Genomic DNA, 17,466 nt, shown 5'->3' on the forward strand with positions numbered 1-17,466 from the left:
GTCAGTCCTCTTCCTCGCGTTGCAGTTCAAACAGCAGCAGCGAGCGTCCGGTGACCGAGTACTCATGACCGAACTCGAATCGCTCCTGGCCACGGATCGAGGGCTGGTTGGTATCGATCATGCACGTCCAGAAACTGCCTTCAGGCACTTCCGGCAAGGTGAAGTTGACGATGTCGTGATGGGCGTTGACCACCAGCAGCAACGTGGCGTCAGCCCCCTTGCGGCGGATCCCGGTTTCCTGGGCACGACCGTCGAGCAACATGCCCATGCAACGGTTCTGCGCGTCATGCCAGTGCTCGGTGGTCATTTCCGTGGCGTCCGGCGCAAGCCAGGTCACGTCCTTGACGCCGATGTCCTCGTTGTATTCGCCGACCAGGAAACGCCCGCGTCGCAGGATCGGGTAGGCCAGGCGCAACTTGATCAGGCGTTTGACGAATTTCAGCAGTGCCTTGCCGTCCTCGCTCAGGTCCCAGTTGACCCAGCCGATCTCGCTGTCCTGGCAATAGGCATTGTTGTTGCCGTCCTGGGTGCGGGCGAATTCGTCACCGGCCACCAGCATCGGCGTGCCTTGGGACAGCAGCAGGGTGGCGAAGAAGTTGCGCATCTGCCGGTGGCGCAGTGCGTTGATTTCCGGATCGTCGGTCGGGCCTTCAACGCCATGGTTCCAGGACAGGTTGTTGTTGCTGCCGTCTTGATTGTTTTCGTCGTTGGCCTCGTTGTGCTTGTCGTTGTAGGACACCAGATCGTTGAGGGTGAAACCGTCGTGAGCAGTGACGAAGTTGACCGACGAATAAGGCCGGCGACCGCGCTGGTTGAACATTTCCCCGGAGGCGGTCATGCGGCTGGCGAAGTCGGCGAGCTGGCCGTCGTCGCCTTTCCAGAAGGCGCGTACGGTGTCACGGAACTTGTCGTTCCACTCGACCCAGCCCGGCGGGAACTTGCCCACCTGATAACCGCCGGGGCCACAGTCCCAGGGCTCGGCGATCATTTTCACCTGTCGCAGCACCGGATCCTGACGGCAGGCCACAAGGAAGCTGTGGCGTTCGTCGAAACCGTCGTGATAACGACCAAGGATGGTCGCCAGGTCGAAGCGGAAGCCGTCGACGTGCATTTCACTGGCCCAGTAGCGCAGCGAGTCGGTGACCATCTGCAGCACGCACGGATGGCTCAGGTCCAGCGTGTTGCCGGTGCCGGAATCGTTGATGTAGAAGCGCTTGTCGTCCGGCATCAGGCGATAGTACGAGGCGTTGTCGATCCCGCGCATCGACAGGGTCGGGCCTTGCTCGTTGCCCTCGGCGGTGTGGTTGTAGACCACGTCGAGAATCACTTCGAGATTGGCCTCGTGCAGGTGCGCGACCATCTCCTTGAATTCGGCAATCTTGCCGCTGGCCAGATAGCGCGGGTCCGGGGCGAAGAACGCGATGCTGTTGTAGCCCCAGTAATTGGTCATGCCCTTGTGCAGCAGGTGCTGGTCGTTGACGAAAGCGTGGATCGGCAACAGCTCGACGCTCGACACGCCCAGCTTGCGGATGTGCTCAAGCACGTCGTCGACCATCAGCCCGGCAAAGGTGCCGCGCACATTTTCCGGCACCGAAGGGTGGCGCATGCTGATGCCGCGCACGTGGGTCTCGTAAATGATGGTCTTGTCCCACGGCACGCTGACGCGATGGTCGTGGCCCCAGGTGTGCGCCGGGTCGATGACCTTGCACTTGGGTACGAAGGGCGCACTGTCGCGCTCGTCGAAGCTGAGGTCGGCGTCCGGGTGGCCGATGGTGTAGCCGAATAGGGCTTCGGACCATTTCAGTTCGCCAACCAGCTGCTTGGCGTACGGGTCGATCAGCAGCTTGTTGTGATTGAAGCGATGGCCGTTGGCCGGGTCGTACGGACCGTAGACCCGGTAGCCATAGATCAGGCCCGGATGTGCATCGGGCAGGTAGCCATGGTAGATCTCGTCGGTGTATTCCGGCAGCTCGATGCGTTCGAGTTCCACTTCGCCGGCATCGTCGAAAATGCACAGTTCGACCCGGGTGGCGTTGGCGGAGAACAGCGCGAAGTTCACCCCCAGACCATCCCAGGTCGCACCGAGCGGGAAGGGCAGGCCTTCACGGATGCGCGAGGGTTCAGCGTGCGCGGCGGGCTCGGCTTTCTTTGGACGGGTCATAGGTGCTCCTGCAAAAAAATCGGGGGTGGGCATTTTTCGAGGACGAATAAGCCCTCGGTGGCGAGCGAACCCGCCACACGGTTATTCAACTCAATGGTTTTGGACGCGTCAGACCGCAGGCGGCTTGCGCGGCGCGCGGGGCTTTTTCTCGGCGGCTTTTTCGCCCGGGGGGATCACTTTGGCGGCGCCGGCAGGCTTGGCCTTGGCCGTCGTGGCCTTGGGTTTGGCAGCGGTTGCCTTGTCATCGACGGCTTTGCTGGCAGCGGTCTTGCCGGCGGTTTTACTGCCGGTGGCCTTTGGCGATTTCTTCGGCGCCAATGCCTCGGCCTCGGCCAGTTTGCGCGCCATCTCCCAGTGGCGGGCGTCCTGGCCCTCGGGTTTTCCTTCGGATTCCCAGATCTGATAGGCGAATTCGCGGATGCGTTTATCGTCGGTACTCATCGCAATGCTCCTGAACTGAACTCATGCTGCTAGACGTGTTGGATAAGCAGATTGACCGGGAAATCCCCCAGCGCGGCGCTGACCTGCAGCTCCCTGTTTTTTGTGACTGCGGTGCTCGAAAAAAGTCCCTTCAGATTTTCGTCAGAGGCGTCGAACGGTAAAACCACCCGTGTATCGCCCCAGCGCAGCGCGTCAACCCTCGGCACAGCACTGTTTTCCAGCAATGTTGCACAACGGATCGGCACGATCACGATGACCCGTTGCTCCCCTAGCTCGCGGGCAAACGCGAGCACGTTGTGCGCCTGGCTGCCCAGTACCTCGAGGGCCTGGTACGAACCCTGGCGAAACAATTGGGCGTAGTCGGCGCGCAGGCGCAACACCTGGGCGATCAATGCTTGCTTGATGCGCCCGTCGCGCCAGTTCACCAACAGTTCCTGAACCGACCCATGTGCCTCCAGCGCCTGCTGCCTGGCGGCGTAGTCCACTGGCCGGCGGTTGTCCGGGTCCACCATGCTGAAGTCCCAGAACTCGTTGCCCTGATACAAATCCGGCACTCCCGGCACGGTCATGCGCAGCAAGGTTTGCGCCAGACCGTTGAGGGCGCCGGCCGCTGCGATGCTGTTGACGGTCTTGGCCAGTGCTCCGCGCAGCAGTTCACCTTCAGGAGCCAGCAGCAATTGTTCGGTGAACGCTTGAGCCGCGTTTTCGTATGCCTCGTTCGGCGCACTCCAGCTGCTTTGCAACTTGGCTTCGCGCAGGGCTTTCTGCTGCCACTGCCAGACACGTTTGGCGTAATCGGCGAAACCGGCCTGATCGTCGTCATGCAAGTCCAGCGGCCAACTGCCGAGCAGTGCCTGATAGAGGATCAGTTCGTCCGCCGATGACGGCACCTGATCGTCATCGCGCAGCGGCCGGGCGAGGGCACGCCACAACTCGATCTGTTCGGCGTACCAGTGGCTGCGTTCACTGAGCACGGCCAAGCGCGCGCGGGTGTCTTCACCACGTTTGTGGTCGTGGGTGGCGGTGGCCAGCAGGTTGTCGGGAAAACTTTCCAGTCGTTGCAGGTTCACCGCGTGAAAGTCGCTGACCGGCGCGCTGAACTGCTCGGTGTTGTAACCGACGTCATTGCGCGACAGCAGCACCGCCGAGCGATACAGCGCAGTGTCTTCCACCGCTTTGGCGGCGGCCGGTGAAGTGAGCTGCTGAAAGCGCACGCAGGCATGGCGCAGTATCTTGCGCGAGCGGCCTCGGGGTTTGCGCCGCCACGGCTGACCGCCGAGCCAACCGGCTACGCAGTCGAGCACGGGCCAGTCGCTTTCGTTCAGCGTTTGCCGCGCGCCGTGCATGGCCTGCTGGAAAAACACCTCGTCCCGTGCCGAGCGCCCCATCGCAGTGATGTAGGTGCGATAGACCGGGAAGTGCACGATCAGCGCCTGCAGCGCCCGGCGGATCGAGCCGAGCGTGAGGTCGCGGGTCATCAGGTCATCGCGGGCCACTTGCAGCAGGGCCTGGGCGACGCTTTCGCAGTCGCTGGCCAGCGAGCCATTGAGGATCTGCTGGCGCGCCAGCTGCGCTTCTTCGATGAACGCGGCGGGTCGCTCGGTACGGCGTTGCCACAAGTCGCCGAGCACATGTTCACCGTCCGGGTCGTGCTGCAGCAGCGACAGCTGGTTCATGAATTCGTAACCGGTGCTGCCGTCCACGGCCCAGTCGGTGGGCAGGGTTTCGCCGTCACCGAGAATTTTCTCGACGTAGATCGGCAAGTGCCGGCCCGGTGCCAGGTGGTCAAGCCGCCGGCGCAGTTTGCGGCAATAACCACGCGGGTCGGCGAGGCCGTCGATGTGGTCGATGCGCAGCCCGTCGATCAAGCCCTCGCCGATCAATTGGAAAATCTTGCCGTGGGTAGCCTCGAATACTGCCGGGCGCTCGACCCGCAAACCTCCGAGTTCGTTGATGTCGAAGAAGCGCCGCCAGTTGATGTCATCTGCCGCCGTGCGCCAGCTCGCCAGGCGATAGCTTTGCCGTTCGAGCAATTGGTGCAGGCGCTGAAAACCTTCTTCGGTCTTTGAATCGTAGTGCGTCAGGTTGCGTTCAATGGCCCGCAGGACGTGCGGGTCGCTGGCCAGTCGCTGGAGTTGTTCCTTGAGCGGGAGGGCCAGCGAACGCGCGTCGGTCTGATAGCTGAGCGCACTGAACCGGTCGGCGAGGGCCTTCAGCGCTTCGTTCGGGGTGTCATCGGACTTGAGCAGTTCGCCGTAATCGCCGGGGCAGATCGGGAAGTGATGCTCGTAATGCTCGACGTGAAAGGTGCCGCTCTCGGCGTTGAACACCAGCGGCAAGGTCGCGTCCTGCAATGCGACGCCGTAGTCACTGCCGAGAAACGGCAGCAGCAACTGGCCTTCCATCAATGGGTCGGGCGAGTGCCATTGAATGTCGAAGAACTCGCCGTAGGGGCTCAGCCGGCCCCATTCCAGCAGGTCGAGCCACCACGGGTTGTCGCCGCCACCGACCGCCATGTGATTGGAAACGATGTCGAGGATCAACCCCATACCGTGCTCGCGCAGGCTGGCGACCAGACGACGCAAGGCTGGCTCGCCGCCGAGTTCCGGATTGACCCGGGTCGGATCGACCACATCGTAGCCATGCATTGAACCGGCGCGAGCGGCCAGCAGCGGCGAGGCATAAATGTGGCTGATGCCGAGACGCGCGAAATACGGCACCAGCGGCACCGCCTGATCAAGGGTGAAACCTCGGTGAAATTGCAGGCGAACCGTGGCCCGCAGGGTCTGGATAGGCAATGCACTCATCGGTCACGCTCGGCGGCCTGAAGACGGGCGCACGCCAACAGTTCCAGGCGCCTTGCGGCATCGACACCGTCAAGCAGCGCCTCGCTGGTGGCCGGCAGGCGGCGCGACCAGTTCGGGTGGGTGTCGATGGTGCCGGGCAGGTTCGCCTGTTCGTCGAGACCCAGCGCATCTTCCAGCGGCAGCAGCACCAGCGGCGCACGGGTGTGGCCGAGGAAGCGGACAGCGGCGTCGACTACCTGATCGGCCTCGTGGGATTCCTCGCGAAAGTTCTGCGGGTCCTGGCTCAAGGCACTGCGCAGGCCTTCACGCTCGCGTTCGCGGTACCGGCGCCAGTCGATTTCGCCGTTGGCATCGATCAGCCCGAGCCGGGCATTCCAGTCGATGTCGCGGCCGTGCCACCAGCCGTTGAGGGTCGGCAGATCGTGGGTGCTGGTGGTGGCCAGAGCGTTGTCCGGCCAGTCGAGGATCGGCTTGAAACAGGTGTTGTCCTGCTCGAACAACAGCACGCGCATGCCGAGCATGGCCCGTGCGATCAGTTTTTCCCGCAGGCCATCGGGCACAGTGCCGAGGTCTTCACCGAGCACGATGGCTTGATGACGATGGGATTCGAGGGTCAGCAGCCTTAACAAGTCGTCCACCGGGTAATACAGGTATGCACCGTCTGCCGGAGCGCAACCGTTGGGGATGACCCATAACCGTTGCAGGCCCATGACATGGTCGATGCGCAGACCGCCGGCGTGGGCGAAGTTGGCGCGCAACATGTCGATGAACGCGCGAAAGCCGTTACGCACCAGACCTTCCGGGGAAAACGCGGAGATGCCCCAGCCCTGTCCGGAGCGGTTGAGAATGTCCGGTGGCGCGCCGACGGTCAGCGAGGCGAGCAGTTCGTCCTGAAAACTCCAGGCCTGACTGCCGGCGCCATCGGCACCCACGGCCAGGTCGGCGATCAGGCCGATACCCATGCCGGCGCTGCGGGCGGCGCTCTGGGCACGTTCCAGGCAGCGGTGGATCAACCATTGGCAGAATGCGAAGTAACGGATGCGTTCGGCGTATTCCTCGGCAAACGCGCCGAGGGCGGCGCCGCGCGGATCGTGCCAGTGCTCCGGCCATTCACGCCAGTCGAGGCTTTCGCCTCGGGCCGCGCGCATTTCCTGGATGGCTTCAAAGCGACAGTGATTCTCCAGCGCTTCGCCCCCGGCATCGCGGAAACTGGAAAAGTCGGCATGCAGCGGGTGGTCACCGCTGATGAATCCGTCATACAAGGCTTGCAGCAGTTTCAGCTTGGCCTCGGCAGCCTTGGGCCAGTCGATCAACTTCAGGTCTTCCAGTTGCTTGAACTGATCGGTCAGCCCGGCGGCGTCAATCGCATCACGCAGCGCACGATCACCAAGGATCGCCCCCGGTGCGGCGTACAGCGGATTGAGAAACAGCCGACTGGACGGTGAGTAAGGGCTGTAACGCCCGGTGTCGGCGCTGAACATCGCGTGCAGCGGGCTGATTGCCAGGGCATCGGCGCCGCGTTCGCCGGCCACCCGCGCCAGTTCTTCCAGGGCCTGGGTGTCGCCGAAACCGCCGTCGCCGGCGCGGCGCAGGCCGTAAAGCTGCACGCTCAGGCCCCACGCGCGCGGGATCGGGCTGTCCACCGCGTCACCCACGCTGAAGCAGCGCTCCGGTGCCACGGCCAGGGTGAATTGCTGGCCGGCGATGTGCACTTGCTGGTAGCCGACCGGAATCTCGCCGGGCAACACAGCCTCGGCATCCAGCTGAAGGCTCATACGCGAGCCATCCTCAAGGTGAATCTCGCAAGGGGTCTCGGGTTCGAAATAGCGGGCCAGATCCACGCCCCTGCCAACGTCGGCGGTGAGCAGCGGAGGCAAGTGACGATTTTCCTGAACTTGTTGCAGTTCGAGCAGGCTGGCGTCGATTTCCTGGGTCGTTGCGGCCGGGTGGCCAAGACCGATCAGCACATTGCGCAGTACGGCCGGGGCGACTTTTTGCGCTCGCCCGTTGGCGTCAATCCAGTCGACGGCGAGGCCGGCTCGGCTGGCAAGAATTTCCAGTTGCGCATCGCTCATAGGCGCTCTCCATCCAGGGGTGGCAAAGGGGTTGCGGCCGTGAGGCTGACGAGCGCGCAATACGGGGGCAGGTGCCCCTCATCCGACAGGCCGGCGGTCGATGGCTGACGAAACAGCCACACGGATTCGGCCTGTGGAAGGTTGACCACTGGCGTATCGCTGAGGTTCAGGTCGATTCGCAGCTCGCTGCCATCGCCCAGTCGCCAGCGCGCACTGACGGCGCCGTGGCCCAGTACCTGTGCGCCAAGGGCTTGAGTGCCAGACAGGTTTGGAATGATGTATTGATGGCGCAATTGCAGGAGCTGGCGATACAGGGCCAGTGTCTCCCTTTGCCGAGGTGTGCCGTTCCCCATCAGGCGCGGTTGTGAGGCGTGGAAGGTTTGCGCAGCGTTCGGGTCGGGAATCTGCTCGCGTTTGTCGGGATCGGTGAATGCACTGAACGCCGCAAACTCGTTGCGCCGACCTTCGCGCACCCGCTTCGCCAGTTCGTCATGGTGGCTGGTGAAAAACAGGAACGGTTGTTCGGCGGCGTATTCGTCGCCCATGAACATCAATGGAATCATCGGTGACAGCAACAGCAGTGCTGTCGCGGCCTCTACCGCGCGCGGATCGGCCAGTTGATGCAAGCGCTCGCCAAAGGCGCGATTGCCGATCTGGTCATGATTCTGCAGGAACAGCACGAACGCGGTGGACGGCAGGTGCTCACTCGGCTCGCCACGGGGGGCGCCGTGGCGGGTGATATGACCCTGAAACACGAAACCCTGGCTCAGGCAGCGGGCCAGTTGCTCGGTAGGTTGCAGCGCATAGTCCGCGTAATAGGCATCCGTTTCGCCGGTCAGCAACACGTGCAGGGCGTTGTGGCCGTCGTCGTTCCACTGCGCGTCGTAGTTTTCCTCGAGCAGGCTTGACTGGTTGAGTTCGTTCTCGATGGTCAGCCATACATGACGGGACGGGTCGAGCTGCTGACGAATACGCTGCGCCAGTTCCGGCAGGAAGTCTGGGCTTTCGATGGCATGCACTGCATCCAGGCGCAAGCCGTCAAAACGGTATTCCAGTAGCCACATCAATGCGTTTTCGACAAAGAAGTCCCGCACTTCCCGACGGCGAAAATCGATGGCCGCGCCCCATGGGGTGTGTTTGTCTTCGCGAAAAAAGCCTTTGGCGTAGCGATGCAGGTAATTGCCGTCGGGGCCGAAGTGGTTGTAGACCACGTCGAGGATCACCGCCAGGCCATAACCGTGGGCGCTGTCGATCAAATGTTTGAGTTGTTCAGGTGTGCCATAACTGGCTTGTGGCGCGTAGTGCAGCACGCCGTCGTAGCCCCAGTTGCGTTCGCCGGGGAATTGCGCGATCGGCATCAGTTCGATGGCGGTGATGCCCAGCCCGGCCAGACGTGCCAGATGCTGTTCGACCTCGGCAAAACCGCCGAGGGCGCCCACATGCAGTTCATAGATGACGGCTTGATTCCATGGCCGGCCTTGCCACGTGGTGTTGCGCCAGCAGTAGAGGTGCGGATCGACCACCACGCTGTAGCGGTCAAGATCACCGTCCTGCGCCCTGGAGGCCGGGTCGAGCACCTCCAGTTCGCCATCGATGTTGAAACGGTAGCGACTGCCGGCAGGGCAGCGGGTCTTGATGACAAACCAGCCATCGCCCTGTGGCAGCATGGGCAGCGACTGGCCGTTGTCCAGCTCGACGCTGACGTAAAAAGCGTCCGGCGCCCACAGCGCGAATTGCGTGTGGTCGGCATCCAGCATGATCGCGCCGTGGGGCCAGCTTTCAGGTGTCCGTGACGGCATCGTTGAAAACCTCCCTGGTTATTTGTGGTGCGTTTTACCCAGCGACTTGGCCACCAATTGTTCGTAGAGTTCGGCGTAGGGTTCGACCGCCTTGCACCAGTTGAACGGCGCGGCCATCGCCCGGCAACGCATGGCGTTGAGCAGTTCGGGAAAGGCAAATACCTTGAACGCTCGGCTCAGGGCTTCGCGGTAGCTGTCGGCGGTGGACTCGTTGAAGAGGAAACCGGTGACGCCGTTTTCAATGGTGTCGGCCAGCCCGCCGGTGTTGCGCGCTACCGGCAGCGAACCGAAACGCTGGGCGTACATCTGGCTCAGGCCGCAGGGTTCATAGCGCGACGGCATCAGCAGGAAATCGCTGCCGGCGAACATGCGCCGGGCGTCGGTTTCGTTGAAGCCGATGCGCACGCCGATCTGGCCGGGGAAGCGCAGCGCCAGTTCGCGCATGGCTTGTTCTTCTTCCGGTTCGCCGCGACCGATGATCGCGATCTGGCCACCGTTCTGGACGATGTATTCCGACACCGCTTCGGTCAGGTCCAGGCCTTTTTGATAAACAAGGCGCGAGACGACCGCAAACAGAGGTCCTTCGGAGTCGTTCAGGCCGAACAGTTCGCGAACGTGGGCGGCATTGATGGCTTTGCCTTCCCAGTCGCCGATGGCGAAAGGCGCGAACAGATGCGGATCGGTAGCGGCGTCCCAGCTTTCATCGATGCCGTTGGGGATGCCGCTGAGCAAGCCTTGCTGGGTCTTGGCGGCGAGAAAGCCGTCGAGACCGCAGCCGAAATCCGGGGTGGTGATTTCCTGCGCGTAGGTGGCGCTGACCGTGGTGATGTGGCTCGAATAGGCCATGCCGGCCTTGAGGAACGACATCTTGCCGTAGAACTCCATGCCTTCCTGTTGCAGGGCATGGGCGGGAATCCCGAGTTCCGGGCATGAGCCGAGGCTGGTCACGCCTTGGTAGGCCAGGTTGTGAATGGTGAACAGGGTCGGCGTACGCTGACCGCGCCAGTGCATATAGGCAGGTGCCAGCCCGGCCGGCCAATCGTGGGCGTGCACCAGATCCGGGCACCAGTGGATTTGCGCCAGGTTGGCGGCGATATCGGCGGCAGCCAGCCCCAGACGGGCGAAGCGGATGTGGTTGTCCGGCCAGTCGCGGCCGTTGTTGGCGCCATAGGGGCCACCGTCACGGGCGTAGAGTTCAGGGCAGATCAACACATAAATGACCAGACCATCGGGCATGTCCATGCGCCCGATCTTGCAGGGCGGCAGCGCGGCGTGGCCACCCAGTTCGCCGATGATGTGGATCGGATTTTCGCTGTTCATGACTTGCGGATAACCGGGGATCAATACCCGGACGTCGTGCAGATGCGCCATGGCGCGGGGCAGGGCGGCCGAAACGTCTCCCAGACCACCGGTCTTCACCAGATCGGCGATTTCCGAGGTCACGAACAGCACTTTCTTCTTGTTGGGGTTCTGACTGGCCACTGGCGTCAGCGTCTTGGTGCCGGGAACGCTGATCGATCGGCTGCCGGGAACGCTGACGGTGCTCGATTCACCCATCGGCTGATGAGCCCGTTCTCCCTGAATTTCCAATGCCGCACTGATCATATGAATCTCCCGTCTTTTTGATCTGATTCTTGTCTTGAACAAGCGATGTCCATGGCCAGGTCCTGTGGCCGGGCGCAAACGCGCCACGCATCGGTGAGCAAACGCTACCCAACACGTGCAAGCAGAATGGGTGAGGGGGCCATTGCAAGACTTGAACCAGTCGCTTTGGCCCTGCCTATCAGATGACCCGTGGCGATCAGCAAAAGTTTCGACAAAATTTCCGCTTTGTGACCGGCCGGTTTTACCCCGCGAACATCAGTCTAGGCCAGATCCTAGAGCGGGCCAGGGCTGGCGGATGAATTGTTCGACAATCTGTTGCAGGCTCGCGAAAACCGTGACGTGGGGACGGGGTACGCCCCGACGAAGTGCATGTCTGGCGGTGTCGATGATGCAAAATGGTGACCGCCCGGTCACGATTTCGGGCGCCGGAAGCGTGCGAGCGCACTGTTGCGGTGCGGACACAGGTGTTGGCAGGCGCACAGCGGGTGCTGCTTCGCGGGCAGGGATTGCCCGCGAAGGCGAGTAGGCTCAGTTGAGCAGGCGGACGGGTTCGCCGGCTGACCAGGCTTGTATGTCTTCGATCATCTGCGAAAAGAACAACGCATAGTTCTGGCGGCTGACATACCCGATATGGGGCGTGGCCAGCACATTGTCGAGGGTGCGAAACGGGTGCAGCGCCGGCAAGGGTTCCTGATCGAACACGTCGAGGGCCGCACCGCCGATGCGCTGTTTCTGCAAGGCCTTGATCAGCGCCGCTTCGTCGACAATCGGCCCACGGGCCGTGTTGACCAGCAGGGCAGTCGGCTTCATCCAGTCCAGCGCCTGGGCATCGACCAGACCCCGGCTGCGGTCGCTGAGCACCAGGTGCACCGACAGCACGTCAGCCTGTTCGAACAATTGTTGTTTGCCGACGTAGGTGACGCCGGCCTGTTCCGCGCGCTCGGCAGTAAGGTTTTCGCTCCACGCGATCACTCGCATGCCGAACACCTGACCGAATTGCGCCACCCGCTGGCCGATACTGCCGAGCCCGAGAATGCCCAGGGTCTTACCGTGCAGGTCGCCGCCCAGCCCTTGCTGCCATTGGCCGGCGCGCAGGGCGTTGGCTTCGTTGACCAGATTGCGGGTGGCCGCCATGATCAGCGCCCAGGTCAGTTCCGGTGCCGCGTGTTTATAGCTGTCGGTTCCGCAGACCTTGATCCCGAGGCGGGCGGCGGCCGGCATGTCCAGCGCTGCGTTGCGCATGCCGCCGGTGACCAGCAGCTTCAGGTTCGGCAAGCGCTTGAGCAGGTCTTCATCGAAGCGCGTGCGTTCACGCATTACGCAGATCACTTCGTATCGGCCCAGACGCTCGGCCAGCGTGGCGTTGTCTGCCGGGTAGTCATGGACAAAGGTCACTTCGCCGAGACTGCCCAGCACCGACCAGTCGACCACGTCGCGGGCCACGTCCTGCCAGTCATCGATCACCGCAATCTGCACCGCCATCAGCGTTACCTCTTCAACGAACGGGATTGGTTTTGTCCAGCCAGCCCAGCAGTGCTTCGTGGAATTTAGCCGGTTCTTCCATCTGCGGGGCGTGGCCCATGCCGGGGAATTCCACCAGCGTGGATTGTGGAATCAGCTTCGCCACCTGCTTGCCCAGCACTTCGTAATGACCGATTTTCGCCTTCACTTGCGGCGGCGCGATGTCCTTGCCGATGGCGGTGGTGTCGGAGGTGCCGATCAGCAACAAGGTCGGCATCTTCAGGTCCTTGAACTCGTAGTACACCGGCTGGGTGAAGATCATGTCGTAGATCAGCGCCGAGTTCCATGCGACCTGAGTCTTGCCCGGACCGTTGTTCAGGCCGGCGAGCATGTCCACCCAGCGGTCGAATTCGGGTTTCCAGCGGCCGTCGTAATAGGTCGTGCGTTCATAATCGCGAATGCTCTGGGCGGTGACTTTCAGTTCACGCTGATACCACTGATCGACGCTGCGATACGGCACGCCGAGGGCTTTCCAGTCTTCCAGACCGATCGGGTTGACCAGCGCCAGTTGCTCGACCTGATCCGGGTATTGCAGGGCGTAACGGGTGGCGAGCATGCCGCCGGTGGAGTGGCCGAGCAGGGTGGCTTTCTGGATGCCCAGCGCCTTGAGCAGTTGTTGGGTGTTGGCCGCCAGTTGCTGGAACGTGTACTGGTAATGATCCGGTTTGCTGGAGGTACAGAAACCGATCTGATCCGGGGCGACCACTCGGTACCCGGCTTCGCTCAGGGCCTTGATCGAACTGTCCCAGGTCGCGCCGCAGAAATTCTTGCCGTGCATCAGCACCACGGTGCGTCCGTTGGCCTTGCCGTGGGCGGCGACGTCCATGTAGCCCATCTGCAGGGACTTGCCCTGGGACTGAAAGGCAAAGTGCTTGAGGGTGTAGGGATACTCGAAACCCTGCAATTCCGGGCCGTATTGCGGGCCTTCGGCGTGAGCGAGCAGGGGCAGGGCGGCGGTCAGCACCAGGCCGGGCAGCCAGCGGGTCAGCGAAACAGACATAGGACAACTCCACAAGAAATCGGCCGATGCTGGAGCGGCCGGATTAGGGTGACGTTAAACACAGGCAATGCCCGGGCCCGATCGTTCAACCGAGCCAGCCGAGGGTGAGCATCGCCAGCACCCCATAGCGAGCGCCTTTGGCGAGGGTGACGATCAGCAGAAATCGTCCGAGGGGTTCGCGCATGACCCCGGCGATCAGCGTCAGCGGATCACCAATGACCGGCAACCAGCTGAACAGCAACGACCAGTGACCGTAACGCTGATAGTGAACGCGGGCGCGCTCCATATGCTTGGGGCTGACCGGAAACCAGCGGCGGTCCTGAAACCGTTCCAGCCCGCGCCCCAGCCACCAGTTCACCAGCGAACCGAGGACATTGCCCAGCGTGGCCACGGCCAACAGCCCCCAAAGCCAGTAGCGATCACTGACCAGCAGCCCGACCAGCACGGCTTCCGACTGCAGCGGCAACAGCGTGGCCGCGCCAAACGCGGCCAGGAACAGCCCGAAATAGCCCGCCGTCATCAATGGGCCGGGTAATCCGCCACTACCACATCGGCACCGTCCTTCTTCAGGCCGATCACTTGATAGGCATCGCTCCTACCGTCCATTTCCATGCCCGGCGAGCCCATCGGCATGCCCGGTGCGGCAACGCCCAGCAGATCGTCACGCTTGCTCAGGGCCAGCACCTGTTCCGCCGGAACATGGCCCTCGACGAATTTGCCGTTGATGATCGCGGTGTGACAGGACGCCAGACGCGGCGGCACGCCGTGCTGCTGCTTGAAGCTGCTCATGTCGCTTTCGACATGGTCTTCGACCTTGAAGCCATTGGCTTCCAGATGGCTGATCCATTTTTTGCAGCAGCCGCAGTTGGCGTCGCGATGGACTTCGATCGGGATAAGGTCGGCGGCTTGTGCCAGGGAGGAGATGAACAGGGCGCTCAGGGCGGCCAGACGCAGATGGTTTCGCATGGAGGGCTCTCGGCTCAGAGGAGGAACGGTCAAAAAGGAAGGCATTTTGACCGGTTTTTCCCGCCTGGCATCAACGGAGTGTTTCCAAGTGATACGAGGCAGGCCTGCCAACATGATCGTAGATCAAAGCTGACAGGCCACTGAGTGCCAGATGACAAAACGGTCAGCGAACCTTGAAGCGGCCCATGATCGCGCTCACTCGGCTGTTGGCTTCGAGCAGCTGGCGGGTATTGAGTTCACTGGCCTGGCCGCTTTCCACCAGTTCATCGACCATGTGGCGGATCTGCACCATGCTGCGGTTGATCTCTTCGGTGACTGCGCTCTGCTGTTCGGCGGCGGTGGCGATCTGGGTGCTGAGGCTGTTGATGTGGCTGACCGCACCGGCCATTTCGTCCAGCCCGCTGTTGACCCGGGTGGTGGCATCGGCGGCCGACTGGCAACTGGCCTGAGTGTTTTCCATGGCGCTGACCGACGAGCTCACGCCCTGGGTCAGGCGGGTCAACATTTCGTTGATTTCCGAGGTGCTGGCCTGGGTGCGGGCGGCGAGGGCACGCACTTCGTCCGCCACCACCGCAAATCCTCGACCCTGTTCACCGGCGCGCGCCGCCTCGATGGCCGCGTTGAGCGCCAGCAGGTTGGTCTGGCCGGCAATGGCGCCGATCACGCCGAGGATTTCGGTGATGCGCTGGGCATCCTGCTGCATGCTTTCGACCTTATGGGTGGCGCTGGCCACTTCGTCGATCAACGCCACCACGCTGCCGGACGCTTCACCGACCACAATGCGGGAGCGGTCGGCGTTTTCGTTGGCGCGCTGGGTGAAGGCGGCGGTTTCGGCAGCGTTCTGCGCGACGCTTTCGGCGGTCGAGCTCATTTCGTTGATCGCGGTCACGGTCTGGTCGGTTTCCGAGGCGTGGCGCAGCAGAATCTGGCTGGTGTGCGCCGAGGTGCGCTGCAGGTTGTCGAGGCTCGAGGCCATGGCGCCGGTGGCCTGGGTGACTTCGCCGATCATGTTCTGCAGATAGGCGATGAAGGTGTTGACCGAATGGCCGATGGCGCCGAGTTCATCTTCAGCGCGAATGGTGATGCGCCGGGTCAGGTCGGCATCGCCACTGGACAGCGAATCGATGTTGGCTTTCAGCGCTTTCATGCGCGAAACCAGTTGGCGAATCGCGTAGACCTGCAACAGCACCAGCAGGATCACCAGTGGAATCTGCAACAGGCTCAGGCTGCTGAGCACATCGTCACGTTGGGCAGTGAGCATTTTGGTCGGCAGGGCAGTGGCGAGGAACCACGGGGTGCCTTCGATCGGGCGCATGAAAAAAGTGCTGGCTTCACCGTGATTGTCGAATTCGACGCGCTGCGCCTGCTCGCGGTTTTGCAGCCCGGCCTTGACTTGGCTGGCGAAGGTCGAGCCGCCGGCCAGTTCGCTGATGTTCTTCAACACGATCGGCCCGCTGATGCGCGAGCTGTTGCTGATGATCTTGCCGTCGGCCTCGACGATCAGCATTTCGGCGTTGAGGTCTTTTTCCTTGCGCGCCACCAGATCGTTGAAGAAGCCCAGGGTCACGTCGATGGTCGAGACGCCCCAGGCGCTGCCGTTTTTCTGGATGGCCATGGCGCAGTTGGTGCGCGGCTCGGCACTGGCGTCATCTTTATAGGCAGCGGCCCAGGCACATTGGCCGCGTGGGGTCTGCATGCCGCCCTTGTACCAGCTCTGGTCGTAATAGTTGGGCGCCGCGTCGCTGTTCCAGAACGTGTTCACTGCCAGTTTGCCGGAGGCATCACGGTGCCAGAACGTACTGAACTTGTTGCGTCCGGCCTCACGCTGGCCGGGCAACGGCCAGATACCGCCGCCGAATACTTTGAGCTCACCGTATTGATCCACCAGCCCCGGCAACACGGTGTCGATGGCCGCGCTGTCGAGCAGCGGGATGGTCTGGGTGATGCTGCGCTGTTGCGCCTGGACCTTGTTCAATTCGCCCTGGATCTGTTCGGCCACTTCAGCGATACGGTTGAGCACCACCTGTTCTTCGGTATGGCGCAACTTGGGCGCGACCAACTGGCTGATGCCAACCACGGTCAGCACCGACAGCAACAGAATGAACAGAACCAGAAACAATGTGTAGCGAGCCTGAATGGTGCGGAATGCGGGCATGGAAACCGGTCCTTGAGCAGGGATTCTTATTGTGGGCAGGGAAAAAACAGCGCGGGTTTCCTAGCGTATCGTCGCGAGTTCGGGAAGCTTTAGGTACTTTCGTCCTAAAAGCCGCGATCCCGACCGATGGAACGTATCCGGCCCGTTACATGCGAACTAACTGTGCCGAACATTAGAGCAATAAACCCACTTTCATCGCATTGTCATGAGCGCTCTAACCCCGCATTTACGGGGCTGTTACCGGTTTGTATCGTGAATGTACAAAAATTGTAAAAAGGTGCAGAAAGAAGTTGGTGCCATTAGTTTGCCGGCCGATACTCCGGGCAACTCAAAAGTCATCCAACAAGGAATTTTTCATGTTTTCCTCGCAAGGAGCCTGCTCATGACTATCGGCTATACCGGTGCCTGGCAACCCAAGGCGGGTTTGCTGGTTCGAGATACAGGAAGCTCGAGCAAACCGGTTTCTCAAAGCGTGAAGGTCAAGCAAATGCTGGCCCTGGTCGGCAACGACCCGACCGCGATCAGCACAGCGGAGATGGACAAGCAGGGTCTGCACAAGAACATCAAGGGCTTCGATCCCACCAATGTTTCGGCCAAGCAATTGGGCAGCCTCAGTGCAATGCTGCGCAGTCGGGGCCTGATTTCCGAGATCACGTCCATGACCTTGCTCAACGCCGGCGACAAGTTTGATCGCTTCGGCATTCAGAAGGATCCGGATGCCAAGTTCAATGCGCTGGAGTATTTCGCGACGCAACTGGATACCATCCAGACCAATAATCTCAAGGGCAACAAGTACGCCAATACGTTGATCCCCGAGTACAAGAAAGCCATCTATGTGCTGCAGAACCTGCAGACCTACGGTCAGGGTGGAGAGCGCAAGCCTCCGACCGACAAAGGTGTCAGCGCCAAGGCTTGATGAGGCAGGCCCGCCCCGGT

12 protein-coding genes are annotated in these 17,466 nt (G+C 62.0%); 1 reads left to right on the forward strand and 11 read right to left on the reverse strand.

Translation table 11 applies throughout. The features are described 5' to 3' along the window. Nucleotide 1: 1 nt before the first annotated feature. The 11 genes from glgX to L6D81_RS29815 form a co-directional block, all read right to left on the reverse strand. Nucleotides 2-2,161, reverse strand: coding sequence for a glycogen debranching protein GlgX (gene glgX, locus L6D81_RS07105; protein WP_236178457.1), 2,160 nt, complete (start codon nucleotides 2,159-2,161; stop codon nucleotides 2-4). A gap of 108 nt (nucleotides 2,162-2,269) precedes the next feature. Continuing rightward, nucleotides 2,270-2,602 (reverse strand): DUF2934 domain-containing protein, encoded by a 333-nt coding sequence (locus L6D81_RS07110; protein ID WP_236178458.1) that lies wholly within the window; start codon nucleotides 2,600-2,602, stop codon nucleotides 2,270-2,272. A gap of 29 nt (nucleotides 2,603-2,631) precedes the next feature. Continuing rightward, nucleotides 2,632-5,409, reverse strand: coding sequence for a malto-oligosyltrehalose synthase (locus L6D81_RS07115; protein ID WP_236178459.1), 2,778 nt, complete (start codon nucleotides 5,407-5,409; stop codon nucleotides 2,632-2,634). After that, entirely contained in the window at nucleotides 5,406-7,484 is a 2,079-nt protein-coding gene (gene malQ / locus L6D81_RS07120) for a 4-alpha-glucanotransferase (protein WP_236178460.1), read from the reverse strand. Before malQ ends, L6D81_RS07115 begins: the two co-directional genes overlap by 4 nt. Continuing rightward, nucleotides 7,481-9,283, reverse strand: a complete 1,803-nt coding sequence (treZ, locus tag L6D81_RS07125) for a malto-oligosyltrehalose trehalohydrolase (RefSeq protein WP_236178461.1) — start codon at nucleotides 9,281-9,283, stop codon at nucleotides 7,481-7,483. The genes malQ and treZ overlap by 4 nt, the downstream gene beginning before the upstream one ends. An 18-nt stretch (nucleotides 9,284-9,301) precedes the next feature. Next, nucleotides 9,302-10,888 carry a glycogen synthase GlgA gene (gene glgA, locus L6D81_RS07130; protein ID WP_236178462.1) on the reverse strand — a complete coding sequence of 529 codons (1,587 nt, stop codon included), beginning with the start codon at nucleotides 10,886-10,888 and terminating at the stop codon, nucleotides 9,302-9,304. 528 nt (nucleotides 10,889-11,416) lie between these two features. Beyond that, the gene (locus L6D81_RS07135) at nucleotides 11,417-12,370 is read right to left on the reverse strand and encodes a D-2-hydroxyacid dehydrogenase family protein (RefSeq protein ID WP_236178463.1); all 954 of its coding nucleotides are present in this window, start codon (nucleotides 12,368-12,370) and stop codon (nucleotides 11,417-11,419) included. Between the two features lie 13 nt (nucleotides 12,371-12,383). After that, entirely contained in the window at nucleotides 12,384-13,409 is a 1,026-nt protein-coding gene (locus tag L6D81_RS07140) for an alpha/beta fold hydrolase (RefSeq protein WP_236178464.1), read from the reverse strand. A gap of 85 nt (nucleotides 13,410-13,494) precedes the next feature. Continuing rightward, nucleotides 13,495-13,929 carry a YqaA family protein gene (locus L6D81_RS07145; protein WP_236178465.1) on the reverse strand — a complete coding sequence of 145 codons (435 nt, stop codon included), beginning with the start codon at nucleotides 13,927-13,929 and terminating at the stop codon, nucleotides 13,495-13,497. Beyond that, nucleotides 13,929-14,375: a DUF411 domain-containing protein gene (locus L6D81_RS07150; protein WP_236178466.1), complete on the reverse strand. Its 447-nt coding sequence runs from the start codon at nucleotides 14,373-14,375 to the stop codon at nucleotides 13,929-13,931. Before L6D81_RS07150 ends, L6D81_RS07145 begins: the two co-directional genes overlap by 1 nt. A 163-nt stretch (nucleotides 14,376-14,538) precedes the next feature. After that, complete coding sequence (locus L6D81_RS29815; RefSeq protein ID WP_085696421.1) at nucleotides 14,539-16,530, reverse strand: methyl-accepting chemotaxis protein; 1,992 nt, start codon at nucleotides 16,528-16,530, stop codon at nucleotides 14,539-14,541. Nucleotides 16,531-16,912: 382 nt separating this feature from the next. Between L6D81_RS29815 and L6D81_RS07160 the strand changes: the two genes are divergently transcribed. Further along, a complete protein-coding gene (locus L6D81_RS07160; protein ID WP_236178467.1) occupies nucleotides 16,913-17,446 on the forward strand; it encodes a hypothetical protein in 534 nt (177 codons plus the stop codon). Nucleotides 17,447-17,466: the final 20 nt, after the last annotated feature.

It is taken from the genome of Pseudomonas sputi (genome assembly GCF_021603585.1).
Taxonomy (GTDB): domain Bacteria; phylum Pseudomonadota; class Gammaproteobacteria; order Pseudomonadales; family Pseudomonadaceae; genus Aquipseudomonas; species Aquipseudomonas sputi.